This window comes from Pseudomonas saudiphocaensis, from assembly GCF_000756775.1.
GTDB classification, from domain to species: domain Bacteria; phylum Pseudomonadota; class Gammaproteobacteria; order Pseudomonadales; family Pseudomonadaceae; genus Stutzerimonas; species Stutzerimonas saudiphocaensis.
In genome coordinates this window covers 856,843-881,162 of record NZ_CCSF01000001.1, presented here as the reverse complement: position 1 = coordinate 881,162, position 24,320 = coordinate 856,843, and the positions used below count along the sequence as shown (strand labels likewise).

General features: G+C 61.1%; 24 protein-coding genes. 12 read left to right on the top strand and 12 right to left on the bottom strand.

Annotated features, from left to right (window positions below; genetic code table 11):
* Window positions 1-28: 28 nt before the first annotated feature.
* The 3 genes from BN1079_RS04155 to BN1079_RS04145 all read right to left on the bottom strand — a co-directional run bounded on the left by BN1079_RS04155 (window position 29) and on the right by BN1079_RS04145 (window position 2,826).
* Window positions 29-1,324, bottom strand: a complete 1,296-nt coding sequence (locus tag BN1079_RS04155; RefSeq protein WP_037022531.1) for a mechanosensitive ion channel family protein — start codon at window positions 1,322-1,324, stop codon at window positions 29-31.
* Window positions 1,325-1,425: 101 nt separating this feature from the next.
* Entirely contained in the window at window positions 1,426-1,968 is a 543-nt protein-coding gene (locus BN1079_RS04150; protein WP_037022530.1) for a hydrolase, read from the bottom strand.
* Between the two features lie 33 nt (window positions 1,969-2,001).
* Window positions 2,002-2,826, bottom strand: coding sequence for a peptidoglycan DD-metalloendopeptidase family protein (locus tag BN1079_RS04145; protein WP_037022529.1), 825 nt, complete (start codon window positions 2,824-2,826; stop codon window positions 2,002-2,004).
* 312 nt (window positions 2,827-3,138) lie between these two features.
* Between BN1079_RS04145 and BN1079_RS04140 the strand changes: the two genes are divergently transcribed.
* A complete protein-coding gene (locus BN1079_RS04140) occupies window positions 3,139-4,704 on the top strand; it encodes a TerC family protein (protein WP_037022528.1) in 1,566 nt (521 codons plus the stop codon).
* Window positions 4,705-4,929: 225 nt separating this feature from the next.
* Here BN1079_RS04140 and xseA read toward each other — a convergent pair whose 3' ends face one another.
* Complete coding sequence (gene xseA / locus BN1079_RS04135) at window positions 4,930-6,306, bottom strand: exodeoxyribonuclease VII large subunit (RefSeq protein ID WP_037026611.1); 1,377 nt, start codon at window positions 6,304-6,306, stop codon at window positions 4,930-4,932.
* 152 nt (window positions 6,307-6,458) lie between these two features.
* Between xseA and BN1079_RS04130 the strand changes: the two genes are divergently transcribed.
* The gene (locus tag BN1079_RS04130) at window positions 6,459-7,445 is read left to right on the top strand and encodes a diaminopimelate dehydrogenase (protein WP_037022527.1); all 987 of its coding nucleotides are present in this window, start codon (window positions 6,459-6,461) and stop codon (window positions 7,443-7,445) included.
* 78 nt (window positions 7,446-7,523) lie between these two features.
* Here the strand turns inward: BN1079_RS04130 and BN1079_RS04125 are convergent, their stop codons facing one another.
* Window positions 7,524-8,396: a LysR family transcriptional regulator gene (locus BN1079_RS04125; RefSeq protein ID WP_037022526.1), complete on the bottom strand. Its 873-nt coding sequence runs from the start codon at window positions 8,394-8,396 to the stop codon at window positions 7,524-7,526.
* Window positions 8,397-8,477: 81 nt separating this feature from the next.
* Between BN1079_RS04125 and BN1079_RS04120 the strand changes: the two genes are divergently transcribed.
* From BN1079_RS04120 to guaA, 4 genes are all read left to right on the top strand, one after another.
* Window positions 8,478-8,936 (top strand): multidrug/biocide efflux PACE transporter, encoded by a 459-nt coding sequence (locus BN1079_RS04120; protein ID WP_037022525.1) that lies wholly within the window; start codon window positions 8,478-8,480, stop codon window positions 8,934-8,936.
* Between the two features lie 72 nt (window positions 8,937-9,008).
* Window positions 9,009-9,557 carry a YheV family putative zinc ribbon protein gene (locus BN1079_RS04115; RefSeq protein ID WP_037022524.1) on the top strand — a complete coding sequence of 183 codons (549 nt, stop codon included), beginning with the start codon at window positions 9,009-9,011 and terminating at the stop codon, window positions 9,555-9,557.
* Between the two features lie 80 nt (window positions 9,558-9,637).
* On the top strand, window positions 9,638-11,107 hold the full coding sequence (gene guaB, locus BN1079_RS04110) for an IMP dehydrogenase (RefSeq protein ID WP_037022522.1): 1,470 nt from the start codon (window positions 9,638-9,640) through the stop codon (window positions 11,105-11,107).
* Window positions 11,108-11,222: 115 nt separating this feature from the next.
* The gene (gene guaA / locus BN1079_RS04105; protein WP_037022519.1) at window positions 11,223-12,803 is read left to right on the top strand and encodes a glutamine-hydrolyzing GMP synthase; all 1,581 of its coding nucleotides are present in this window, start codon (window positions 11,223-11,225) and stop codon (window positions 12,801-12,803) included.
* 87 nt (window positions 12,804-12,890) lie between these two features.
* Here the strand turns inward: guaA and BN1079_RS04100 are convergent, their stop codons facing one another.
* Window positions 12,891-13,286, bottom strand: coding sequence for a RidA family protein (locus BN1079_RS04100; RefSeq protein ID WP_037022515.1), 396 nt, complete (start codon window positions 13,284-13,286; stop codon window positions 12,891-12,893).
* Window positions 13,287-13,423: 137 nt separating this feature from the next.
* Here BN1079_RS04100 and BN1079_RS04095 point away from each other — a divergent pair, with 137 nt between their 5' ends.
* Window positions 13,424-14,410, top strand: coding sequence for a LysR family transcriptional regulator (locus tag BN1079_RS04095; protein WP_081950805.1), 987 nt, complete (start codon window positions 13,424-13,426; stop codon window positions 14,408-14,410).
* Here the strand turns inward: BN1079_RS04095 and BN1079_RS04090 are convergent.
* Together BN1079_RS04090 and BN1079_RS04085 are read right to left on the bottom strand one after the other, a co-directional pair.
* Window positions 14,376-14,846: a DUF421 domain-containing protein gene (locus tag BN1079_RS04090; RefSeq protein ID WP_037022512.1), complete on the bottom strand. Its 471-nt coding sequence runs from the start codon at window positions 14,844-14,846 to the stop codon at window positions 14,376-14,378. The two genes, BN1079_RS04095 and BN1079_RS04090, sit on opposite strands and share 35 nt — an antisense overlap.
* Before the next feature lie 140 nt (window positions 14,847-14,986).
* Complete coding sequence (locus tag BN1079_RS04085) at window positions 14,987-15,520, bottom strand: DUF488 domain-containing protein (RefSeq protein WP_037022510.1); 534 nt, start codon at window positions 15,518-15,520, stop codon at window positions 14,987-14,989.
* 231 nt (window positions 15,521-15,751) lie between these two features.
* Here BN1079_RS04085 and BN1079_RS04080 point away from each other — a divergent pair, with 231 nt between their 5' ends.
* Window positions 15,752-16,696 (top strand): sensor histidine kinase, encoded by a 945-nt coding sequence (locus tag BN1079_RS04080; RefSeq protein WP_231850765.1) that lies wholly within the window; start codon window positions 15,752-15,754, stop codon window positions 16,694-16,696.
* Complete coding sequence (locus BN1079_RS17785) at window positions 16,618-16,923, top strand: sensor histidine kinase (RefSeq protein ID WP_231850764.1); 306 nt, start codon at window positions 16,618-16,620, stop codon at window positions 16,921-16,923. Before BN1079_RS04080 ends, BN1079_RS17785 begins: the two co-directional genes overlap by 79 nt.
* Before the next feature lie 296 nt (window positions 16,924-17,219).
* On the opposite strand, the gene BN1079_RS04075 is transcribed toward BN1079_RS17785, so the two are convergent.
* Window positions 17,220-18,032, bottom strand: coding sequence for a class I SAM-dependent methyltransferase (locus tag BN1079_RS04075; RefSeq protein ID WP_037022508.1), 813 nt, complete (start codon window positions 18,030-18,032; stop codon window positions 17,220-17,222).
* 139 nt (window positions 18,033-18,171) lie between these two features.
* Entirely contained in the window at window positions 18,172-19,119 is a 948-nt protein-coding gene (locus BN1079_RS04070; RefSeq protein WP_037022506.1) for an alpha/beta fold hydrolase, read from the bottom strand.
* A gap of 114 nt (window positions 19,120-19,233) precedes the next feature.
* Between BN1079_RS04070 and BN1079_RS04065 the strand changes: the two genes are divergently transcribed.
* The 3 genes from BN1079_RS04065 to tadA all read left to right on the top strand — a co-directional run bounded on the left by BN1079_RS04065 (window position 19,234) and on the right by tadA (window position 22,055).
* Window positions 19,234-20,055, top strand: coding sequence for an AraC family transcriptional regulator (locus tag BN1079_RS04065; protein ID WP_037022505.1), 822 nt, complete (start codon window positions 19,234-19,236; stop codon window positions 20,053-20,055).
* 112 nt (window positions 20,056-20,167) lie between these two features.
* Window positions 20,168-21,538, top strand: a complete 1,371-nt coding sequence (locus BN1079_RS04060) for a multicopper oxidase family protein (protein ID WP_037022504.1) — start codon at window positions 20,168-20,170, stop codon at window positions 21,536-21,538.
* Window positions 21,539-21,551: 13 nt separating this feature from the next.
* On the top strand, window positions 21,552-22,055 hold the full coding sequence (tadA, locus tag BN1079_RS04055) for a tRNA adenosine(34) deaminase TadA (RefSeq protein ID WP_037022502.1): 504 nt from the start codon (window positions 21,552-21,554) through the stop codon (window positions 22,053-22,055).
* Window positions 22,056-22,063: 8 nt separating this feature from the next.
* On the opposite strand, the gene BN1079_RS04050 is transcribed toward tadA, so the two are convergent.
* Together BN1079_RS04050 and argF are read right to left on the bottom strand one after the other, a co-directional pair.
* The gene (locus BN1079_RS04050) at window positions 22,064-23,173 is read right to left on the bottom strand and encodes an ABC transporter ATP-binding protein (protein WP_037022501.1); all 1,110 of its coding nucleotides are present in this window, start codon (window positions 23,171-23,173) and stop codon (window positions 22,064-22,066) included.
* The gene (gene argF, locus BN1079_RS04045; RefSeq protein WP_037022500.1) at window positions 23,170-24,090 is read right to left on the bottom strand and encodes an ornithine carbamoyltransferase; all 921 of its coding nucleotides are present in this window, start codon (window positions 24,088-24,090) and stop codon (window positions 23,170-23,172) included. Before argF ends, BN1079_RS04050 begins: the two co-directional genes overlap by 4 nt.
* Window positions 24,091-24,320: the final 230 nt, after the last annotated feature.

Below are 24,320 nucleotides of genomic sequence, written 5' to 3'. Positions count from 1 at the left end.
CTCATGTGCTTCGTGCCTCAGCGCCAACCTACGATTGGCGTGCCATTTCGAGCGGATGCCCTTCCAGTTGCGGCAACGCCGGTGCGCCACGCTGCATCAGCGACTCATGCATGCCGCGCATGTCCGCGCCGCTGGGGTGCTGGAATACGCGCAGGCCGAACTCCGGCAGGATTGCCAGCAGGTGATCGAAGATATCCGACTGAATGGCCTCGTACTGCACCCAGGCCACGGTGTTGGTGAAGCAGTAGATCTCCAGCGGCAGGCCATCGGCAGTCGGTGCCAGCTGGCGAACGATGAAGGTCATGTTCTGGTGGATGCCAGGATGACTTCGCAGGTAGCGTTCCACGTACGCCCTGAAGGTGCCGATATTGGTAATACGCCGGGTGTTGACTGGCTCCTGCCCGCGCTCTTCGAGCTTGGCGTTCCATTCATCGATTTCTTGGCGCTTGTTGCTCAGGTATTCCTCCAAAAGCCTGAAACGCTTGAGGTGCTGGCGCTCGTCGGCATCGAGGAAGTGCACGCTCTGCTGATCCAGATAGATCGCGCGCTTGATCCGCCGGCCGCCACTTTCCTGCATGCCGCGCCAGTTCTTGAACGAGTCCGAGATGAAGCGCTTGGTCGGGATGCTGGTGATGGTCTTATCCCAGTTCTGCACCTTGACCGTGTGCAGTGCGATATCGATCACGTCGCCGTCGGCATTCAGCTGCGGCATCTCTACCCAGTCGCCGACGCGAATCAAGTCGTTGGAGGTGATCTGCACGCTGGCCACCAGCGACAGCAGCGTGTCCTGGAAAATCAGCATCAGGACCGCGGCCATGGCACCGAGACCGGACAGCAGGATCAACGGAGAGCGATCGATCAGCGTGGCGATGATGAGGATGGTGGCGATGGCGTAAAGCACGATCTTCACCACCTGCAGGTAACCCTTGATCGGATGCAGATGGGCATCCGCTCGCCGCTGGTAAAGCAGGTTGATGATATCCAGCACGGCGCCGAGGGCGAGGGCGATGGTCAGGACGATAAAGCCGCCGCACACGTTCTGCACCACGGTCACGGCCGCTTCCGGCAAACCCGGCACGACCTTTATGCCAATGGAAAGCACCAGCGCGGGCACGATATTGGACAGGCGCTTGATAACGCCGAAATCCTGCAGCTGCGCATCGCGGGCATGACGCAGCAGGTGGTAAAGGCCGCGTACCAGGATGCGCTTGACGATCCAGTTGGATAGCCACGCGGCAAAGATCAGCGCCGTACAGGCGACCAGTGTCTGCAGTTCGGGATGGGCTCTGAGCCAGTCCAGCCAGCCGGCAAACTCATTGTTCATGAGGTACTCCGTTCGGTTCTCGGTGCAGCGGAACGCGCCGCAAAGGCGCGGACATTAGCAAATCCGCCAGAGAGACCCAAACGGAGTTTGGGGTTGTCAGGTCAGCGGATGAATTCGCGGCTGATGCTCTTGAACAGATCGGTGCCGGCGCGCTCCATCCATTCAAAGACGACCATCTCCCGCGAGACGATTTCGGCACCGGCCTGGCGCATGCGGGTCAGCGCCAGTGCCTTGTCAGAAGCGCGACGGGAGCTGACTGCCTCCTCGACGACAAACACCTGGTTGCCGCGCTCCAGCAGGTCGAGCACGGTCTGCATCACACAGACATGGGTTTCGCAGCCGCATACCACAAACTGCTGGCGATCACCGCCGGGGCGCTTGAACAGTTCGCCGTCGGCGGCGCTGGAGAAATCCATCTTTTCCAGGATCGCATCGGCTTCGACGCCCTCGCGCAGGACCGGCACTGTCGGGCCCAGGCCCTTGCTGTACTGCTCGGTGATCAGGGTCGGCACGTTCATCCGACGGGCGATCTGCTGCAGCCAGGAAGTGTTTTCAATCATGCTTTCGCCATCGAGAATGGCCGGCAGCAGCCGCTCCTGGATGTCGATGATAAGCAGGGTGGATTGGGAGGCTTTGATCCGCATGAGTCTTTTCCTTGTTGTTGGCGTGTGAATGAATCAGTGCTTGAACGCGCCGATGAATATCGATGGATCGACGCGGGCATCATTGAGGCTGACGTTCCAGTGCAGGTGCGGCCCCGTGGCGCGGCCGGTTGCGCCGACCTTGCCAAGGATGTCGCCACGACCCAACTGGTCGCCGACTTTTACATCGATGGCCGACAGGTGGCAGAACATGCTGATGAGCCCCTGGCCGTGGTCCAGAAAAACCGTCTTGCCGTTGAAGAAGTAGTCGCCGGTAAGAATCACCCGTCCCGCCGCCGGGGCCTTGATCGGCGTGCCGGCCTTCGCGGCGAAATCCAGACCTGAGTGCGGGTTGCGCTCTTCGCCATTAAAAAAGCGCCGCAGGCCGAACGGCGATGACAGCGGGCCCTCCACGGGGCGGTCGAACAACAGGTTGCTCGGCTGGTTGGGGCTGAACTGGCGATAGGCCGCAGTCTGCTCGGCCAGCTCACGCTCGATGCGCTTGAGGTCGGCGGGGTTCGGGTTGACCTGGCGCTGATTCTTCAGGGTGATGTGCTGGGCGCGATATTCGCGCGGCTGGACCTGGAAACTGCGCGGGCTTCCATCGATATCCACCTGCTGCTGGCCAGGTTTGACCGTAAGTGGAATGCCGAGGATTGCTATCCAGCGCTGGCCGTCTTCACGGATCACCAGTGCGGGTTTGTCCTGATAGCGCACCTGCGGAGCTGCGGTGCCGTTACCCAGTTCAATCACCGCCACGCCGCCTGGCACCGGCTTGTTCAGCAAGCGGGTGATAAAACCTTCGGCATGGGAGGGCAGGCTTACGGCCAGGAAAAGCAGGAGGGCGATGACACGTGACATGAGCGGTTCCGCTTGAAAGGATGGCCCATCCTCGCGTAAACCTCTGACGGAGGAAAGGGGCGCAGCCCCTGGAGCTGGCTTGAAAGCTCTGGAAAAGAATCCATGGTGACTTGCCCGGCGATGACTATTATTCTTTGCGTCCCTATTTCACTAGCAAGGGCTTCATGAATATCCCCTGTACCCAGCCGCGCTCGTCGGTCCTGACAGGCGTGGCACTTTCCAGCTACTGCTCTGCAGTCATTCCATCCTCCGTATCCCGTCTGCGCACCCCCAGCGCTTCGTCATACAAGCTTTCCAGCGGAGGCCGCAAACATGGAATGGATTGCTGATCCCACGGCCTGGCTCGGCCTTCTTACCCTAATTGTTCTCGAAATCGTTCTGGGCATCGACAACCTGGTCTTTATCGCCATTCTCGCGGACAAGCTGCCGCCCGAGCAGCGCGACCGTGCCCGGGTTATTGGCCTGAGCCTGGCGCTGGTGATGCGTCTGGGCCTGCTGGCGAGCATCGCCTGGCTGGTGACGCTTACCGAGCCGCTGTTCGAAATCCTCGGCAAGAGCTTCTCCGGGCGTGATCTGATCATGCTTGGCGGCGGTCTGTTCCTGCTGTTCAAGGCCACCATGGAGCTGCATGAACGACTCGAAGGGCGCATGCATCAGCAAAGCGGCAGCAAGGCCTACGCGCGTTTCTGGCCGGTAGTCGCGCAGATCATCGTGCTCGACGCGGTGTTCTCCCTCGATGCGGTGATCACTGCTGTGGGCATGGTGGAACATCTGCAGGTGATGATGATCGCGGTGATCATCTCCATGACGCTGATGTTGCTGGCGAGCAAGCCGCTGACGGCCTTCGTCAACGCGCGACCGACAGTCATCATGCTCTGCCTGGGCTTTTTGATGATGATCGGCTTCAGTCTCACCGCTGAAGGCCTGGGTTATCACATCCCGAAAGGCTATCTGTACGCGGCCATTGGTTTCTCGATTGCCATCGAGTTCTTCAACCAGCTGGCGCGCTCGCGGCGCAAGCGCAGCCTGCAGGGCACCCTGCCGCTGCGTGAGCGCACCGCCCATGCGGTGTTGCGCCTGCTGGGCGGCAAGCTGGAGGCTGACGAGCTGGATGAGGAAATCGCCGATATGGTCTCGTCCGATGATCAGGCGGACAGCGGCTCGCTGTTCAATCGTCGTGAACGAGTGATGATCAGCAGCGTGCTGAACCTCGCCGAACAATCGATCCGCACGGTGATGACCGATCGCATGGAGGTGGATCGCATCACCCTTGATGATGAAGCTGAGAAGGTGCAGGCCGCATTGCTCAATTCTCCGCACTCACGTCTGGTGGTGGCGCGCAGTGACTTGCCGGATGAGCCGCTGGGCTATGTACACAAGAAGGAGCTGCTCAAAGCGCTGCTCCATGGGCAAACGCCGGATATTGAGTCTCTGGTGCGTGCACCGATCAACCTGCCCGACAGCTGCACGGTGCTTAGCGCCCTGGAGCAGATGCGCCAGGCTTCGACCCATATCGCCTTTGTGGTCAACGAGTTCGGCGGCTTCGAAGGCCTGCTGACACTGACCGACATCCTTGAGGCCATTGCCGGTGAGTTGCCTGATGCCAGCGAGGTGGAAGGACCGGATATCGAGCAGGTGGAAGGCGGCTATCGCGTCAACGGTGCCGTCAACCTTGCGGTACTGCGCGAGCGCCTCGGTTTTCGCGCGGTGGCAACCGACGACTACCAGACTCTGGCCGGGCTGGTGATGAGTCTGCTCGATCGCCTGCCGGTGACCGGCGACCAGGTGGAGCATGCCGACTGGCATCTGCATGTCACCGAGGTGAGGGATCGCCGGGTCACCGGGCTTATGCTCAAGCGGATCGATCAGCCGGCGTGAAGCGGTAGGCTTCAGCTCTGAAAAAGCCCGACAGGCAGACCTGTCGGGCTTTTTTGTGGATTCGCTGTGAAGCTCTGGAAGCGCCTTGCTCCGTTATGTTTTCAGGCTGAGGGGCTGGAGCCGCCCCTCTGTGGGCTTGTCCGCGAGCCTTACTCTCTGCGCCTGCCGGAAAGTCCGCTCATACAACAGAGCGCGCGCCAAGTGCAGCGCCAAACACGGCTTCTGTTACAGCAGCGGCAGCGTAACCGGTTCCAGGTGATTGTCTTCGACGCGTACCTGCAACTCGCCTTCGCCCAGGCGTGCCTTGAGGCGTTGTCCGGGCTGTGTCTGGCTGGCAGCACGGATTGCCTGCCCATGCTCATCAATCAGGATGCTGTATCCCCGTGACAGGGTTGCCAGTGGGCTGATGGCATTCAGCGTCTGTGCCAACCCCTGCAGTTGCTGCCGGCGGCTAGTCAGGCGCTCCTGCATGGCCCGCGGCATCCGTGCGGAGAGATGCTCCAGGCGCTGGCGCAACATGGCCAGGGCGCGCCCGGGATGCTGTGCGCCGAGCCGGGTATCGAGCCTGGCCAGGCGCTCCTGGCCGGCACATAGACGACGATCGATAGCACGCAGCAGACGCTGCTCCAGGTCATCGACGCGTTGAGCCTGCTGCTGCAAGCGCTCCCCGGGGTGACGCAGACGTCGGGTCAGGCCGTCGAGGTTCGCGCGCTCACGCTGCAGCCGTTCGCGCATGCGCAAGAGCAGACGCTGACGCAAGCCCTCCAGGCGCTGGCGGATATCCGCGCTGCTGGGTGCCAGTAATTCGGCGGCGGCGGAGGGCGTCGGCGCGCGTACATCGGCGACGAAATCGGCGATGGAGACGTCAGTCTCGTGGCCCACCGCGCTGATGATTGGCGTCTGGCAGGCAGCCACTGCGCGAGCGACCGCTTCTTCGTTGAAGCACCAGAGATCTTCCAGAGAGCCACCGCCACGGGCGAGGATCAATGCATCGAAACTGCCACGGTCGGCCAGTTGCAGGGCACGAACGATCTGCGCTGTTGCTTCCCGCCCCTGAACCGCTGTAGGCACCAGCGTCAGTTCCACATGGGGGGCGCGCCGGGCAAAGACCGAGATGATGTCGCGTATCACCGCGCCAGTGGGCGAGCTGACAATGCCGATGCGCTGCGGGTGTGCGGGTAGGGCGCGCTTGTTGTCGGCGGCGAACAGGCCTTCGGCGGAAAGCTTTTCCTTGAGCGCTTCGAAGGCCAGGCGCAATGCACCATCACCGGCCGGCTCCAGCGAGTCGAGGATCAGCTGATAATCGCCGCGCCCCTCGAACAGCGAAACCTTGCCGCGCACTTTCACTGCAAGTCCGTCGCGCAGTGCCTGGCGCACACGCAAGGCGTTCTGCCTGAACAGGGCACAGCGAACCTGGGCGTTCTTGTCCTTGAGGGTGAAATAGACGTGGCCGGAAGCGGGGCGGGCGAGGTTGGAGATCTCGCCTTCGACCCAAACCTGGGCGAATACGTCTTCGAGCAGCAGTCGAGCACGGCTGTTGAGCTGGCTGACGCTGAGGACCTCGCGGTCGAGGTTGAGGCGTTGGAAAGGGTCGTTGAGCATGCTCGTCATGATAAAGCCTTGCGCGAGGGCAGGGTGAAAATCTCTTTGGGCTTAGTCGGGCTGAAGTAATTGGCCCAACCCCGTACTATTCGCCCTTTTCTCAAATGCGGCCTGCCGCCGCAGACGGTTTTTGATTCACCAAGGAGCTGTTCATGAGCAAGCAGATTCGTATTGGCATCGCCGGTTACGGCAACCTCGGGCGGGGCGTCGAAGCCGCCATTGGCAAGAACCCGGACATGACGCTGGTAGGTATCTTCACCCGCCGCGCGCCGGCCGATCTGACCCCGCTAGAGGCTGGCACACCGGTATACGCCATGGATACGCTGCCTGAGTACCGCGAGGCCATCGACGTGCTGATTCTGTGCGGCGGCTCCAAGGACGATCTGCCCGAGCAAGGCCCGCAACTGGCGGCGATGTTCAACACCGTGGACAGCTTCGATACTCATGCGCGCATTCCCGAATACTTCGCGACGGTAGACGAGCCCGCTCGGGCCAATGGCAAAACGGCGCTGATCTCCATTGGCTGGGACCCAGGCATGTTCTCCATCAACCGTCTCTACGGCGAAGCGCTGCTGCCCGATGGTGCGACCTATACCTTCTGGGGCAAAGGACTAAGCCAGGGCCATTCCGATGCTGTTCGCCGGGTGCCGGGCGTCAAGGCTGGAGTGCAGTACACGCTGCCTTCGCCGGTGGCCATCGACCGCGTACGCAGTGGCGCGCGCCCCGAACTGAGCACCCGCGAAAAGCACACACGTGAATGCTATGTCGTGCTGGCCGAAGGCGCCGACGCGGCGGCCGTGGAGCAGGCCATCGTGACCATGCCCAACTACTTTGCCGATTACGACACGACGGTCCATTTCATCAGCGAAGAGCAGCTGCGTCGCGACCACCAGCGTATGCCCCACGGCGGCTTCGTGATTCGCAGCGGCAATACCAGCGCAGCTCATACACAGGTGATTGAGTACTCGCTGCAACTGGAGAGCAACCCCGAATTCACTGCCAGCGTACTGGTGGCCTATGCGCGTGCGGCCTGGCGCCTCAACCAGCAGGGTCAGTTTGGCGCGAAGACCGCTTTCGACGTCGCACCGGGCCTGTTGTCGATCAAATCCGCCGAACAGCTGCGCGAAGAGCTGCTTTAAGAGGCAGCCTCGTCAGCGGCCTGTGTTGGCTGGAATGCGTTGAGTTAGGCACAAGGTCGGCGCCGGTGCGCCGGCCGCTCAGATGCTTTCCAACAGGCGGTCAAGCAGCCAGGCGGCGACCGGGCGCAGTTCATGCTGGCGCGACCAGACCACATCCACTGGGACGTGTTTGGGCCAGCCGGGCAACTGCAACTCCTGTAACTGCCCGGCGCCGTACCTGGCGACCAGTTGGCGCGGCAGGGCCGCCCAGCCAAAGCCGAGCACCGCCATTTCCAGCAGCAACAGATAGTCGGGCGCCGACCAGCAGCGCTCACCACCGATCGACAGCTCATCGGCGGGTGTCTCGCTGTTGGTCACGCTGCTCAGTCGCAGCGCTCGCCAGCGCGCCAAGTCCTCGACGGTCACATTCTGCAAGGCTGCCAGTGGATGGGAGTGCGCGACGAACAAGCCAAACTCGGCGCTGGCCGGAACCCGGGCATGGGCGAAATCTGCCGGATAGGAGGGTTGAGCTGCCAGCAGGCCAAGATGAGCGCGTCCCTGGCAAACCAGGTCGAGCACGTCGGCGTGTTCGGCGATCAGGCATTCGAACTGCAGGTCAGGGAAGCGCTGCTCCAGCTCCAGTAAACGTGCCTCGATGGGCTGGTAGGCATCAGACAGCGCCAGGGTCAGTCGGGCCTCCTGGCCGCTGGCCATGCGTGCGGCGTGGCGCGTCAGGCGGTCGCCAGCAGCCAGGACCTCCTTGGCATATATCAGCAGGTTGGCACCGGCTTCGCTCAATCGCAGCTGGCGGGGGCCGCGCTCGAACAGCTGAACGCCCAGATCGAGCTCCAGGCGTGCGACGGCTTCACTGACAGTCGACTGGCTTTTGCCCAGGCGCCGCGCTGCCGCACTCAACGAGCCGCAGCTGGCGGCAAGAACGAAAGCCTGGAGTGACTCTGGAGAGTGATTCATATCGCCTTTCCCGATGGCAGCTCACTTGTTGTTAACCGCTTTGCCGATGATGATAGCGCCAGTTTTTCTGGAGGTGCCTTCATGAATCAGCCACCGCAGCGGTCGATGCGCGAGCGCATCGGCCACGCGCTTGCCTTCGAGCTTATCGCCGTGGCCATCTGTGCGCCGGCATTGGCGTTGCTGATGGACAAGCCGTTGCTGCACCTCGGGGCGCTGACGCTGATGTTTTCCACCGTCGCGATGCTCTGGAACATGCTGTTCAACTACCTGTTCGACCGAGCGCAGAAGCGCCTGAAGTTTCAGCGGAACCTGCGGGTACGCCTGGTTCATGCAACGCTCTTCGAGGCGGGCCTGATCGTTGCGCTGGTCCCATTGGCGGCATGGTGGCTGTCAATCAGCTTGCTCGAAGCATTGCTGTTGGACATCGGTCTGATTCTGTTCTTTCTGCCCTACACCGTTGCCTTCAACTGGACCTACGACGTGCTGCGAGCACGTTGGGTGGAGCAGCGCAGCAGTCGGTCGGCTTCGCAAACGCTTTAAGTGATCTGGCTTGATTTGCTCACCACAAGGCCTAAGCTGCCCGCCCTCCATTTGCCTTAGCCCAGCATCGTTATGACCGCGCAACTGATCCTCGTCCCTCGGATATCCACCCTGCCTGCCCATGAAGCCAAAGCACGGGCCCTGTTGCGCTGGCTGGTCAAGAGCGAGATCGTCGAGGAGCTGCCGACCACTTGCGGCCAAGGTGGTGACGGCATGGCCTATGCCATCGGACCGGGAGCCAGGCGTATTGCACAGCGTCCGGATCTTCTGCCGTACGGCCAGCTCCATAACGGGCTGGAAATAGTCACCCGCCGCTGCATCTACGTACCGACGAAGAGGTTTCTTGAGGAGGCGGGCTGCCCCCAATGTCGGCAGGAGATCGGCGTGCCGCTGTTCGACAGCCTGGAAGCCTGGTGGCCAGGAGAAACCGACGTCTTTGCCTGCCCCGAGTGCGGCTTTGAAGATGACATCAATGGCTTTCTGTTCCTGCAGCCTTGCGGCTTTTCCAACCTGGGTTTCATCTTCAACGGCTGGGCTGAAGCTGGTCTACGCGAGAGCTTCGTCGAGGCGTTTGCCGAGCGGCTGGGCTTTGCCTGCGCACAGGTCAGGGTAGATATCTGAAGCAGCGGATGTGCGTTGAGTGAAGTCGCGCTGGCGGGTATAATGCCGCGCTTCCTTTTTCCCGCCTGGGAGCCCCCGCCATGCTGCGTATCAGCCAAGAAGCCCTGACATTCGATGATGTTCTCCTGATCCCCGGATATTCCGAGGTCCTGCCGAAGGATGTCAGTCTCAAAACCCGCCTGACCCGTGGGATCGAGCTGAATATCCCCCTGGTTTCCGCAGCCATGGATACCGTCACCGAAGCTCGCCTGGCCATTGCCATGGCGCAGGAGGGCGGCATCGGCATCGTTCACAAGAACATGAGCATCGAACAGCAGGCCGCCGAAGTGCGCAAGGTCAAGCGTCATGAAACGGCCATTGTTCATGACCCCGTTACTGTTACCCCCGAAACCAAGATCAGCGAGCTGTTGCGCAAGGCTCACGATCTGGGCTTTTCCGGTTTCCCGGTTATCTCCGGCAAGGAACTGGTCGGCATCGTCACCGGTCGTGACCTGCGTTTCACGCCCAATGCCGGTGATTCCGTTGCGGCGATCATGACGCCCAAGGACAAGCTGATCACCGTCAAGGAAGGCACCGGCCTGGAAGAGATCAAGACCAAGCTCTACGAGCATCGCATCGAGAAGATGCTGGTGGTCGACGACAATTTCCATTTGCGCGGCCTGGTGACTTTCCGCGATATCGAAAAGGCCAAGACCTACCCGCTGGCCTCCAAGGATGAGCAGGGCCGCCTGCGTGTCGGCGCTGCCGTCGGTACTGGCGCAGACACCGCCGAGCGCGTCGAAGCGTTGGCGGCTGCTGGCGTCGATGTGGTGGTGGTGGACACTGCTCACGGCCATTCCAAGGGCGTTATCGAGCGCGTGCGCTGGGTGAAGCAGAACTTCCCGCAGGTGCAAGTGATCGGCGGCAACATCGCCACTGGCGAAGCGGCGCTGGCGCTGGTTGAAGCCGGTGCCGATGGCGTCAAGGTCGGTATCGGCCCAGGCTCGATCTGCACCACACGTATTGTCGCCGGTGTCGGCGTACCGCAGATTTCCGCCATTGCCAATGTCTCTTCCGCCCTTGAAGGAACCGGCGTGCCGATGATCGCCGACGGCGGCATCCGCTTCTCCGGGGATCTGTCCAAGGCCATCGTCGCCGGCGCCAACGCCGTAATGATGGGCTCGATGTTCGCCGGCACCGAAGAGGCTCCGGGCGAGATCGAGCTGTTCCAGGGTCGTTCCTACAAGGCCTACCGCGGCATGGGTTCGCTGGGTGCCATGGCCCAGGCCCAAGGCTCCTCCGACCGTTACTTCCAGGACTCTTCGGCCGGCGCCGAGAAACTGGTACCTGAAGGTATCGAGGGTCGCGTACCGTACAAGGGCGCGTTGGCAGCTATCATCCATCAGCTTATGGGCGGCCTGCGCGCCTCCATGGGTTATACCGGTTGCGCCACTGTCGACGAGATGCGTTCGCGGCCGCAGTTTGTGCGCATCACTGGCGCCGGCATGGCCGAATCGCACGTGCATGACGTGCAGATTACGAAAGAGGCGCCGAACTACCGGGTCGGTTGATCCAGCCTCGATAACAAGGCGCTGGAAGCTGGAAGCTGGAGCTGGAAGTCGCGACTTCCAGCCTCCGCTTCCAGCTTCTGGCTTTCAGCTTCAAGCTTTTTCCGAAGGAAAGCCCATGTCTCACCCCGACATTCACGCCCATCGCATTCTGATCCTCGATTTCGGTTCGCAATACACCCAGCTGATCGCCCGTCGTGTGCGTGAGCTTGGCGTTTATTGCGAACTGCATCCCTTCGACATGAGCGATGAGGACATTCGCGAATTCAACCCGCGCGGGATCATTCTCGCTGGTGGTCCGGAATCCGTGCATGCCGAAGGCAGCCCGCGTGCACCTCAGGCGGTGTTTGATCTGAAGGTTCCGCTGTTTGGCATCTGCTACGGCATGCAGACCATGTCAGAGCAGCTTGGCGGTAGGGTGCAGGGTTCCGACGAACGCGAATTCGGCTATGCCCGTGTCGATCTGGTCGGCAAGTCGAAGCTGTTCGATGGCATCGAGGATCACATGGACGACGATGGCATGTTCGCCCTCGACGTCTGGATGAGCCACGGCGACAAGGTCACCGACCTGCCGGAAGGCTTCAGCATCCTGGCTAGCACCCCCAGCTGCCCGATCGCCGCCATGGGCGACGACGCGCGCGGCTACTACGGCGTGCAGTTCCATCCCGAAGTGACCCACACCCGCCAGGGCGGGCGCATCCTGTCGCGCTTCCTGCTGGATATCTGTGGTTGCGAAGCATTGTGGACGCCGTCCAACATCGTCGAAGACCTGATCGAACAGGTCCGCGCTCAGGTTGGTGATGCCAACGTGCTGCTGGGGCTGTCCGGTGGTGTCGACTCTTCCGTGGTCGCGGCGCTGCTGCACAAGGCCATCGGCGAGCAGCTGACCTGCGTCTTTGTCGACAACGGCCTGCTGCGCCTGCACGAGGGCGATCAGGTGATGGCCATGTTCGCCGAGAACATGGGCGTGAAGGTCATCCGCGTCGATGCCGAAGCGCAGTTCCTGGAAAACCTGGCCGGCGAAGCCGACCCGGAGAAGAAGCGCAAGATCATTGGCCGCACCTTCATCGATGTCTTCGACGCCCAGGCCAGCAAGCTCGACAACATCCAGTTCCTCGCCCAGGGCACCATCTACCCGGACGTGATCGAATCCGCCGGCGCGAAGAGCGGCAAGGCTCACGTGATCAAGTCTCACCACAACGTCGGTGGCCTGCCGGAGGAGATGAACCTCAAGCTGGTCGAGCCGCTGCGTGAGCTGTTCAAGGACGAAGTACGCAAGATCGGCCTCGAACTGGGCCTGCCTTACGACATGGTCTACCGCCACCCATTCCCGGGCCCGGGCCTGGGCGTGCGAATCCTTGGTGAAGTGAAGAAGGAATACGCCGACCTGCTGCGTCGTGCCGATCACATCTTCATCGAGGAGCTGCGCAACTTCGATTGGTACCACAAGACCAGCCAGGCGTTCGTGGTGTTCCAGCCGGTCAAATCCGTGGGTGTGGTCGGCGATGGCCGTCGCTACGCCTGGGTCGTCGCGCTGCGTGCGGTGGAGACCATCGACTTCATGACTGCGCGCTGGGCGCATCTGCCCTATGCGCTGCTGGAGAAGGTCTCCAACCGCATCATCAACGAGATCGAAGGCATCTCCCGCGTCACCTACGATGTGTCGAGCAAGCCGCCTGCGACCATCGAGTGGGAATGATCGGTTTCCCTTAGCCGCAATACACGAAAGCCCGCTTATGCGGGCTTTCGTCTTTCTCGCTTCCGGTTGTGCTCCTGCCAGTCGGGCCTATTGCGCACGTTTGGCGATCACCTTGATCTCGAAGTCGAAGCCGGACAGCCACGTCACACCGACCGCGGTCACTGTGGGGTAGGGCGCCTCACCCCAGAACTCGGCTGCTGTTGCCCAGATGGTCTCGAACTTCGAGTCGGGGTCGACCATAAAGATGGTCGTATCGACCACATCGTCGAAGCTGCTGCCAGCCTCGCTCAGGATCGCGTTGAGATTGGTGAAGGCCAGGCGAACCTGAGCCGCGAGGTCCGGCTCGGCCGAGCCATCCTTGCGGCTGCCAACCTGGCCGGATACGAATAGAAAGCCGTTGGAGCGAATGGCCGGCGAGTACCGGTGAAGCTCGTAGAGGGCGTGGCGGTCAGCCGGGAAAACAACGTCACGTTTGCTGGTCATGGGCATGTCTCCATCGGGGCCATGGCGGCCCGTTATCGATGAAGTCACTGTAGAAAGACCTGCAGCCTGGATAAATCTGCAATTCGAGTCAGGATTGTTTGTAAAATCCAAACTATCCCACCCGCGCGAGGCCTGAAATGGACCGTTTTGATGCAATGCAGGCTTTTGCTCGGGTCGTAGAAACCGGCAGCTTCACCAAGGCCGCTGCCACGCTGCATATGAACAGGGCCAGCGTGACGCAACTCATCCAGCAACTGGAAGCGCGGCTTCGAGTGCGCCTGCTCAATCGCACCACGCGCAAGGTCAATGTCACTGCCGATGGCGCGGCTTATTACGAGCGCGTCATCCGCCTGCTGGCCGATATGGAAGATGCCGAAACCAGCTTGTCCAGCGCGTCGATGACGCCACGAGGGCGCCTGCGGGTGGATGTGCCCAGCCCACTGGCGCGCATGCTGTTGATCCCCGCGTTGCCGGAGTTCTATGCCCGCTACCCGGAAATCCAGCTGACCATGGGCGCAAGTGATCGCGTCATCGACATCATTGGCGAGAACGTTGACTGCGTTGTACGTGGCGGCGAGATCGTCGACCAGTCGCTGGTGGCGCGGCACGTGGGCGACCTGGTGCTCGGCATTTATGCTGCGCCAGACTATCTGCAGCGCCTTGGTACACCGACGCACCCAAGTGAGCTTGCAGACGGCAGGCACTCGACCGTCGGCTTTCTCTGGTCACGTACAGGCAAGGCCTTGCCCAACGTACTGCAGCGGGGTGAGGAGCGCGTCGAGGCACAAGGTCGCCCGTTGCTGACGGTAGATGACGGCAACGCCTACCTCGCGGCAGGTCTGGCAGGGTTGGGCGTGCTCTGGCTGCCGCAATATATGGCCAAGCCCCGCCTGGCCAGCGGCGAGTTAGTGCCCCTGTTTGAGGACTGGGAGATAGCGCCGATGCCGATGTACCTGGCATTCCCTCCGAATCGCCATGTCAGCGCCAAACTACGGGTATTTATCGACTGGATCATGGCGTTGATGGCTGAGCATGCGCCGGTTCTGGGGCGCATGCAAGACGCTCGATTTGGCAGCAGTTGCCGAGCGCCTATCGCGCGTCCTGCTGCTTCGCCACCACGCTGATCTGGCCGTCCACTTCCAGAATCGCCTGTTGCACTTGGGCTATCTCGTCAATGCCTTGCATGCGCAGGCTGGCCGCCAGCTCCTGCTCGGTCAGTTTCTCTTTGCGCAGGTTCTCGCGGAGCAGCACACCCTGGTAGACCAGCAGCGTGGGTGAATCCTGAGCCACGCCCCGAAAACGTGGGAAGTGGTACTCGGCAAGGTTGGATAGGTAATCCCAGGCCAGTATCACCACGATCAGCAGCAGGATGTCCGCCGCTGCCTTGATATCGCCCATGATCGCGTCCGCCGCCAGACTGCCGACGATGACCAGAGCGATCATGTCGTTGGGGGCGATGCTGCCCATTTGTCGTTTGGGTAACAGGCGTAGCAGCACCGCAACCAGCAAGTAGACGGCGCTACCCCGAGCCAGGGTTTCCCACAGCGGAGCTTCGAACATAGTTACCTCTCAGCACAGCGATCACCACGCATTGCTTACGACCTCGCAGAGTCAGTTCAGATCGCGGTGCCGCCACGCTTTTGAGCTGAAGAATTGCCAGCTATGGACCTGCCGTTATGGATTCTCCGGAGGCATGCTGATCATCCGGCGGGGTAAAACACCTTGAGGCCATGAGTGCTTGCTGCAGGGTTAAGCGTTGCCTCGTTGGCTTTCCCCTCGCCCATGATGTGGAAGACCTTGACGTTTCGAAGCAGCAGGTAGTCCGCAACTATCCTGCGGTGGCATCGCCACCATACGGCCTCGGCGCACATGATGGCGCATGTTCGAGACTTGCCAAGCTCAAGAAGCTGCTTCAATCCGGCCTCAAACTCATCTGAGATGGCGTAGTCGGCGTAGTTGTGGAAACTGCGGTTCACCCAAAAGCCATTGGTTTCGGCAGGGACAGTGCTCGACTTCTTGCGCAAGCCGCCCAGCTCGGAAATCCGGTAATGCTCGATACCGAACTCAGCAAGCTTTTCCGGCAGCGTGTCGAGGTTGTACTGGGGGTTGGTTCGAGAGCGCGGAACCGTTCTGATATCCACCACCGTGTCCACGCCAAAGCCTCGGATGAGCTCTACGAACTGCTCAAGGGACCTGGTTGAATGCCCAACGGTGTAAACGGTGATATCGGACATGGCGGTCTGTCTTTCAGTCATGCACGTGACCTTAGGGTTGAGGCCTGACCGGTTGGTTCAATGACTGCGCGGTTATGCCATCTAGCAGTAAATATCCGCCTTCATGGTCTATCCGCGTAGGATGGGGCGCTACCACCGCCAATGCGGACCCGAGCCGCGTAACCCGTTGCGAGTCGATTATTGATGGCTGACAGCCAGTTCCCACAGAGCTACCCATTCCCTACAGGTATCGTGAGCGATATCAACGTTATCTCCAGAATCGAAGCAGTCCCCCTGATCCTGGAAATGGTCAAGCAGGCCACAGGCATGCGTTTCGCGGCCATTGCACGGGTAACTGACAGCCACTGGGTTGCCTGCGCAGTGGACGACTCGATCGATTTCGGTCTCGTTCCGGGTGGCCAGCTGGATCTGGAAACAACCATCTGCCATGAGATTCGGCAGCAGCGAGAACCCGTCATCTTCAAGCATGCAAGCCGGCATCCGGTTTATTCGCTGCACCACACGCCCCGCATCTACCAGCTTGAAAGTTACATCTCCATTCCCATTGTCACCGCCGATGGAGACTTTTTCGGGACGCTCTGTGCCATCGACTCGCTTCCCGGGCATTTCGATGAAGAAACCGTTTTGAAGACCATGGGACTGTATGCGCAGTTGATTGCGATGAATCTGGACCTGCACCGGGGCATGCTCATAACCGAGGGCGCACTCGCAGATGCGAACGAGGCAGGGCGTCTGCGCGAACAGTTTGTTGCCGTACTGGGTCACGATTTACGGACGCCGCTGAACGCGGTGTCCATGGGCACAGATCTCCTGGAACGGCGCATTACCGATCCGCGGAGTTTGAACATCGTGCGTGCCATACGGCAAAGCACGCTGCGCATGGGCAACCTGATCGAAGATGTGCTCGATTTTGCGCGCGGAAAGCTGGGGGGCGGGATACCGGTGGACCGCTCTTTGGTCGATGACCTCCAGGATCACCTCGCAGCCGTGGTTCTTGAGCTTAGGCTGGCTCATCCAGGAGCGGTAATCATCGATTCCATGCACGTCCCGACGGCGGCTTTTGCGACCCCAGGCGGCTGGCACAGTCGTTATCAAACTTGCTTGGCAACGCAATCACTCACGGGGCAAAGAACGAACCCATCCAGGTTCGGGCTTCGTCTACCGCGGAGCAGTTGACTCTGTCGGTATACAATATGGGCCCGGTGATAGCGCCGGCGATGCTTCCCTTTCTGTTTCGTCCATTCAAGCGATCAGAGGCAGGGCAGCGCGAGGAGGGGCTGGGCCTTGGCCTGTATATCGCGAGTGAAATTTTTACCGCGCACGGAGGGACGCTGCAGGTTACCTCTACCTTCACTGAAGGTACGAAGTTTGTAGCGACCATTCCCCTAACTCAGCCGATGTAAAGGCTTGGTGCCGATTGAGTACGGCCATGCACAGGGCAAATCCGGCGCGCTCTTACAGCCATCCCGACCTGCTTTGAGCCGCTACGCTTAATCCACAAAATCTGTGGATAAGCAGGTGGATATCATCCCTGAGAGAGCGCCCAGGCCAGCAGCGCCGGGGTGTCGTGCCGGCTGGTTGAATAACAACCAGCGTTTCGCTTTTGCCCGTGCAATCAATAACTTGGGTTGACAGGGTAACGCGCCAACTGCATGGCACATTGTCCTTTACGTCTCAGCAGGGCGGACTTGCGCCAGGCTTAAACCTGAGCTCCGCTGGGTACAGTCCAGCTCACCAAAGCCCAGCGCATTGGCGCACCGCCCTGATGCGCGCGCTCGGGATCTGCGCGATACCACTCGGCAAGGGCGTCCAGCTCGGTTTCATTTAGCGGGCCAAGGGACAAGCTGACCTTGTCAGCGAACTCCTCGAAGGTCCTGCTACCGGCCAGCCTTCCAGGCACCTCTATATAGTCGAGGCGAGCGTAGATACCGCGTTGGTGCAGCAGATTGAGCGTGTAGATGTGGTCGGGCAGGGCAGGCTGCTCTCGTTCGAGCAGGCGGCTTATGGCCGGGTCGATGAAATGCCCGCCGGCCAGCTGGGTCACATAGGCCCTGAGGCGTGTATGGCGATGAATCTTCTCCAGAATGGCGTCAAGGTCGTCCACCACACTCGAACGCGAGGCAATCAGGATGTCGCAGACAGGGATCTCGCTCCAGTCGTCGTCCCAACCACACAGCACCGGGTGAACGTTGTCTACGCCAAGCTCGTCCGCCCCGGCTTGCAGACACGCCAGCATGCCAGGGCTGTAGTCCAGCGCGTAGACCTGCTCGAATTGCGCAGCCAGCGGCAGGCACAGGGTTCCGGGGCCACAGCCAATATCCAGCAGGGTGCGTGCGCCGGTTAGATCCATCCGCTGGATAAACGCGTCGGTATAGGCACTGCCAAGCGCAAGCGGCTTGCCAGCCAGCTCGACAGCACGTTTGTCCCAGGCACTGGGCGGCTTGGGTTTGCGACCGGTGCGGCGCATGTGCTGGCGGTATCGCTCAGCAAAGTCGATATCGTCGAGGCTCATGTCGAACTCCGGGCCGTAAGGGCTGGACAGTGTCACACAGCAGGAAAGCCAACAGTAGATTTGGCCGGCAGCTGGCCGCCGCAAAACGAACGACAAAACCGGCCGCGGGCAAGCCCACGGCCGGTGCGATGGAACAGCATCACTTCTTGAGGAAGTCCAGCAGATCCTGGTTGAAGCGCTCCTTGTGGGTGTCGGTCAGGCCATGGGGCGCGCCGGGGTAGACGATCAGTTGCGCATCCTTGATCTGTGCAGCGGAGGCCTTGCCGGAGATGTCCAGCGGCACGATCTGGTCGTCATCACCGTGGATCACCAGGGTGGGCACATCGAATTTCTTCAGGTCCTCACGGAAATCGGTAGCCGAGAACGCAGCGATGGAGTCATAGGTGTTCTTGTGGCCGGCCTGCATGCCCTGTGCCCACCAGCTGTTGATCAGCCCTTGCGAAATCTTGGCACCCGGGCGATTGAAGCCGTAGAACGGGCCGGAGGCGATATCCAGATACAGCTGCGCACGGTTTTCCAGCGAGCTCTTGCGCAGACCGTCGAAGACTTCCAGCGGTACGCCGTCCGGGTTGTCGGCCGTTTTCAGCATCAGCGGCGGCACGGCGCTGATCAGCGCGGCCTTCTTGACGTTGTCGGTGCCATGGCGGCCGATGTAGCGCGCCACTTCGCCACCGCCTGTGGAGAAGCCGACCGCGGTGACGTCCTTCAGGTCGAGGGCAGTGATCACCGCCGCCAGGTCGTCGGCATAGTGATCCATGTCGTTGCCATCCCACGGCTGGCTCGAGCGGCCATGGCCGCGGCGGTCGTGGGCGACCACGCGGAAGCCGTGGTCGGCGAGGAAGATCATCTGTGATTCCCAGCTGTCCGAGTTCAGCGGCCAGCCATGACTGAAGGTGACGACGGGCCCATTCTTCGGTCCCCAATCTTTGTAGTACAGGCGCACGCCCTCGGCGGTGACGACATAGTTGCCGTCTACGCTAGCCTGGGCGGCAATCTGTGCGGGCGACTGATCGGCGTGGGCGCTGGCCCCGGCTTGCACGGCAATGGCCAACATACTGGTAGCGAGGGTACGGGTAGTGCTCTTCATGACGTAGTTCCTTTCGATGGTGAGCCGGCGGTATTGCTCGGTAGGTGTAGTTTGTGCGCCGCCCTGAGACTGTTGGTGATATAACGTCCTGAAAACTTGACCAGGAGTACTGATGTGGCTGATCGACTTGCCGCGCTGATGGCGCACTTCCCAGTGTCCGCGCAGGTGTTCAACGCGGGGGCGCTGTGCGGCATCAACTCGCTGGAGAGTAAAGGCGATCTGGGGCAGCTCCACCTGGTGCGCAGCGGTGCCGTTCAGGTGCAATACGACCGGCGGCAGTTGCAGGTGGAGCGGCCGAGCCTGCTGCTGTTTGCACGCCCCCTGTCCCATCGCTTCATCACCGACCCGGAGCGGGGTGCAGACATGGTGTGCGCGAACCTCTTGTTCGAGGGGGGCGCCAGCAATCCGATTGCCTCCGCACTGCCGCAGGTCGTCTGCTTGCCGCTGGACGATATCGACGGGGCCGAGCCGGTGCTGTCGCTACTGTTCGAGGAGGCGTTCGAGCAACGCTGCGGCCGAGTCGCCCTGGTCGAGCGGCTGTTCGAGGTGGTGATCATCCAAGTGCTGCGACAGCTGATGGAACGCGGCGAAGTGCAGGGCGGGCTGCTGTCCGGCCTGTCTCACCCGCGGCTGCGCAATGCACTGGTGGCCATGCATGAAGCGCCAGCGCAGGACTGGACGCTGGATGATCTGGCGGCTGTTGCCGGCATGTCGCGCAGTGTGTTCGCTGCTACTTTTCGCGAGACGATCGGCTCGACGCCTGGGCACTATCTGCAATGCTGGCGCGTAAGGTTGGCTCAGCAGGCGCTGTGCCGCGGCCGTCCCTTGAAGGTGATCGCAACCGAGGTGGGCTACGGCAGTGAAGCTGCACTCTCGCGGGCCTTTAAGGCCGTTTCGGGGCAATCGCCCCGCAAATGGAAAGCCGCCTCCAGCTGAGCTGGCGAGACGTTTTGCCGCAAGCCGATCTCCCGTTCAGGTAAAAGTCGGCTCGCAGAGTCGATCATCAAGTGAGAAAATCTCTCATCTTTCCAGCTTTTGAACGGTTCCAATGTCGTTTACCCGCAGACAGATTCTTGCCGGCCTGGCAGGCCTTGGTATTGCCGGGCTTGGTGCCAGCGGCGTTCGCTACTGGCTGGGGCGCCCCAATGAGGCAACCAGCCATGATTACGAGTTGATAGCTGCGCCGCTCGATGTCGAGTTGGTCGCCGGCCACCAGACGCCCGCCTGGGCCTACGGCGGCCAGGTGCCGGGTGTCGAATTGCGTTGTCGGCAGGGGGAACGCCTGCGTGTGCGCTTTATCAACCAGCTGGAGGTGGATACCACCATCCACTGGCACGGCATCCGCCTGCCGCTGGAAATGGACGGCGTACCCTACGTTTCGCAACTGCCGGTGAAGCCCGGCGAGTATTTTGATTACGATTTCATTTGCCCGGATGCCGGCAGCTTCTGGTATCACCCGCACACGGCCAGCGCTGAGCAGCTCGGTCGCGGCTTGGTTGGGCCCCTGATCGTCGAGGAACGTGAGCCCACAGGCTTTGTCCATGAGCGCACCTTGAGTCTGAAAAGCTGGCATGTGGACAAGCAGGGCGCTTTTACCGAGTTCAGCGTGCCACGCGAGGCCGCTCGCGGCGGTACGCCGGGTGTGCTGTCCACTGTCAATGGTACGCATGCGCCGACCCTGGAATTGCCGGCCGGGCAGATTGTGCGCCTGCGCATTCTCAATCTGGACAATACGCTGACCTATCGCCTCAATCTGTCCGCTGGCGAAGCTCGCATCTACGCTCTGGACGGGAATCCGGTCGAGCCGCGAGCGCTGGGCAAGGAGTACTGGCTGGGGCCGGGCATGCGCATCGAGCTGGCTCTCAAGGTGCCCGCGGCCGGTGAAGAGATATCGTTACGCAACGGCCCGTTGCGGCTGGCAACGCTGTTGTCGGTGGATAGCGGCGAATCCGAAGCCGACTGGCCGTCGAAGCTGCCGGCCAATCCCGTTGCCGAACCGGATCTGCAACGCGCGGAGGTACTGCGGTTCAACTTTGAATGGGCTGGAATGGTTTCGGCAAACGTCGAACAGACCGGCACTCATACCTTCTGGCAGATCAACGGCCAGGCTTGGGACATCAACGACAAGACCTGTGCAGATAGGCCCATTGCGACCCTTAAAAAGGATGGCCATTACATTCTGGAGCTGCGTAACCTCAGCCAGTATCAGCACCCGATTCATCTGCACGGCATGACGTTCAAGGTGATCTCCTCCAACCGCCGCAAGATCGAGCCCTGGTTTACCGACACCTATCTGCTGGGCAAGAACGAAACCGCACGCATTGCCCTGGTGGCCGATAATCCCGGCGTCTGGATGTTCCATTGCCATGTCATCGACCATATGGAAACGGGTCTGATGGCAGCAATCGAAGTGGTATAGGCGAATCTGAAGCATGAAAAGACCGCAAATTATCGACCGCAGCAACGACGAACATTTTATGCGGGAGGCGCTGGCACTGGCCGGCGAGGGCGCTGCTTTGGGCGAGGTGCCTGTGGGAGCGGTGCTGGTGCAGGATGGTCGCATTATCGGACGTGGCTTCAATTGTCCGATTTCACGACATGATCCAAGCGCGCATGCGGAGATGGTGGCGATCCGCGACGCCGCATTGCAGGTGGAAAACTACCGCCTGCCCGGTAGCACGCTATACGTGACGCTGGAACCCTGCAGCATGTGCGCCGGACTGATCGTGCACTCGCGTATCCAGCGCGTGGTGTACGGCGCAACCGAACCCAAGGCCGGCGTCGCGATCAGCCGTGGACAGTTCTTTGCGCAGGACTTTCTCAACCACCGGGTGCTGGTCGAAGGCGGAGTGCTGGGGGAAGAGTGTGGCGCGGTGCTGAGCGAATTCTTTCGCCAGCGGCGTCAGCAGGCTGCGCGCGAGCCGGAGCAATCCTGAAGCAGCGCTCAATGCCCGCTGCTGTAACGACGCACCCCGGCTTTCGGCAGGGTTTCATGGGCGGCGACACTGCCCTGAGCAGGAAAGACCACCAGGTGATCAGCCGCAATGGCGATGCCGATCTGCTGGCCGGTGGGGTAGTCGGTATGGCTGGGGAAGATGCCTTCCAATTGGTTGCCGGTGGGCAATTGCAGGCGATAGAGCGTCGAAGCACCGAGAAAGGTCTTGCCGACAATCAGGGCCTTGAGATCGCTCTGCGGCGAGTAAACGATGTCGTCCGGGCGCAGCAATACATCTACCGAACTGCCTTCCGGCATGATGTAGGCGCGATCCCCATGAATGACCCCTAGCTCGGTCTGCACCGTTTCCCGGTCGATCAATTGACCGCGGATGAAATAACCCTGGCCGATAAAGCTGGCAACGAAGGGCGTCAGCGGCTCGTGATAGAGGTTGAAGGGCGTGTCCCACTGTTCCAGACAGCCATCCTTCAATACGCCGATCTGGTCGCTGACGGCAAAGGCCTCTTCCTGGTCATGGGTAACCAGAATTGCACTGGTGCCCCGCGCTTTTAGGATCTCGCGCACTTCGTGGCTAAGGCGCCGACGCAGATCGACGTCCAGGTTGGAAAAAGGCTCGTCAAGCAGCAGCAGTTCCGGTTCCGGTGCCAGCGCGCGGGCGAGGGCCACGCGTTGCTGCTGGCCGCCGGACAGCTCGTGGGGATAGCGCTTGCCCAGGGACGACAGGTTCACCAGCTCCAGCATCTCGCCAACGATCCGCGACATCTCGGGGTGCTTGCGAATGCCGAAGGCGATGTTGTCTGCCACGGTCAAATGCGGGAACAGTGCGTAATCCTGGAATACCATGCCGATACGGCGTTTTTCCGGGGCCAGGGTGTATCCGGCTCGGGACAGCACGGTATCGCCCAGCTGAATTTCGCCCGCGCTGAGGTGCTCGAAGCCGGCGATGGCGCGCAGGGTGGTGGTCTTGCCGCAGCCAGAAGGGCCCAGCAGACAGCCAATGTCGCCGCGGTTCAGATGCAGGCTGAGGCTTTGCACAATGCGCTGATTGCCATAGCCACAATCCAGGCTACGCAGGTTCAGCAGAGGCTGATCACTCATGCGTGGCTGAACGCCGGCTCGATGAGGAATTCCAGCAGCGCCTTCTGTGCGTGCAGCCGGTTCTCTGCCTGATCCCAAGCCACCGAGCGCGGGTCGTCGAGCAGGTCCATGCTGATTTCCTCGCCACGGTGTGCCGGCAGGCAATGCATGAACAGCACATCCTCGGCGGCGGCATCGAGCAGGGCGCGATCAACCTGATAAGGACGGAACAGTGCCGCGCGTGCCGCTGCCTCATCTTCCTGGCCCATGGACGCCCATACATCGGTGCTGACCAGATGGGCCCCGGCGACCGCTTCACGCGGGTCACGGAAAATCTGCACGCGATCACCGGCTTTGGCCATAAGCTCTGCATCGGGCTCGTAGCCTTCAGGGCAGGCGACGCGCAACTGGAAGTCGAACTGGACGGCAGCTTCCATATAGGTGTTGCACATATTGTTGCCGTCACCGATCCAGGCAACGGTCTTGCCGGCAATGCTGCCGCGATGCTCGTGGAAGGTCTGCATGTCGGCCAGCAACTGGCACGGATGCAGGTCGTCCGACAGGCCGTTGATCAGCGGTACCGATGAATGAGCGGCGAACTCGGTGAGAGTCGAGTGGGCGAAGGTGCGAATCATCACGGCATCGAGCATGCGCGACATGACGATGGCCGCATCGCCAATGGGCTCGCCGCGTCCCAGTTGGGTATCGCGGGGCGAGAGGAAGATCGCCTGGCCACCAAGCTGGATCATCCCGGCCTCAAAAGACAGGCGGGTACGGGTGGATGCCTTCTCGAAGATCATCCCCAGTACACGATTTTTCAGCGGCTCGAACAGAATGCCGCGCTTGCGCAGGTCCTTCAGCTCGATGCCGCGACGAACCAGGCTGTTGAGCTCTTGGGGCGTGCAGTCCATCAGGGAAAGAAAATGCCTTGCGCTCATATCAACTACCTTGTGTTGCCGCAGTCGAAGGCCGAAGCTTTTGCAGGAAAAAAGAGGCCTTACGACAGGGGGTCGCACGAAAAGCGACGAAACGGGAAAGGCGCGATCTTATCCAGAAAGTCTTCACAGGCGCAAATCAACCTCAATATCCCTGTAACCGAGCTCTGACATATGGGCGGATCAAGGCGGAGACTGAAGAACACCGATAAAAGCCGACTCTGTGACTCGGC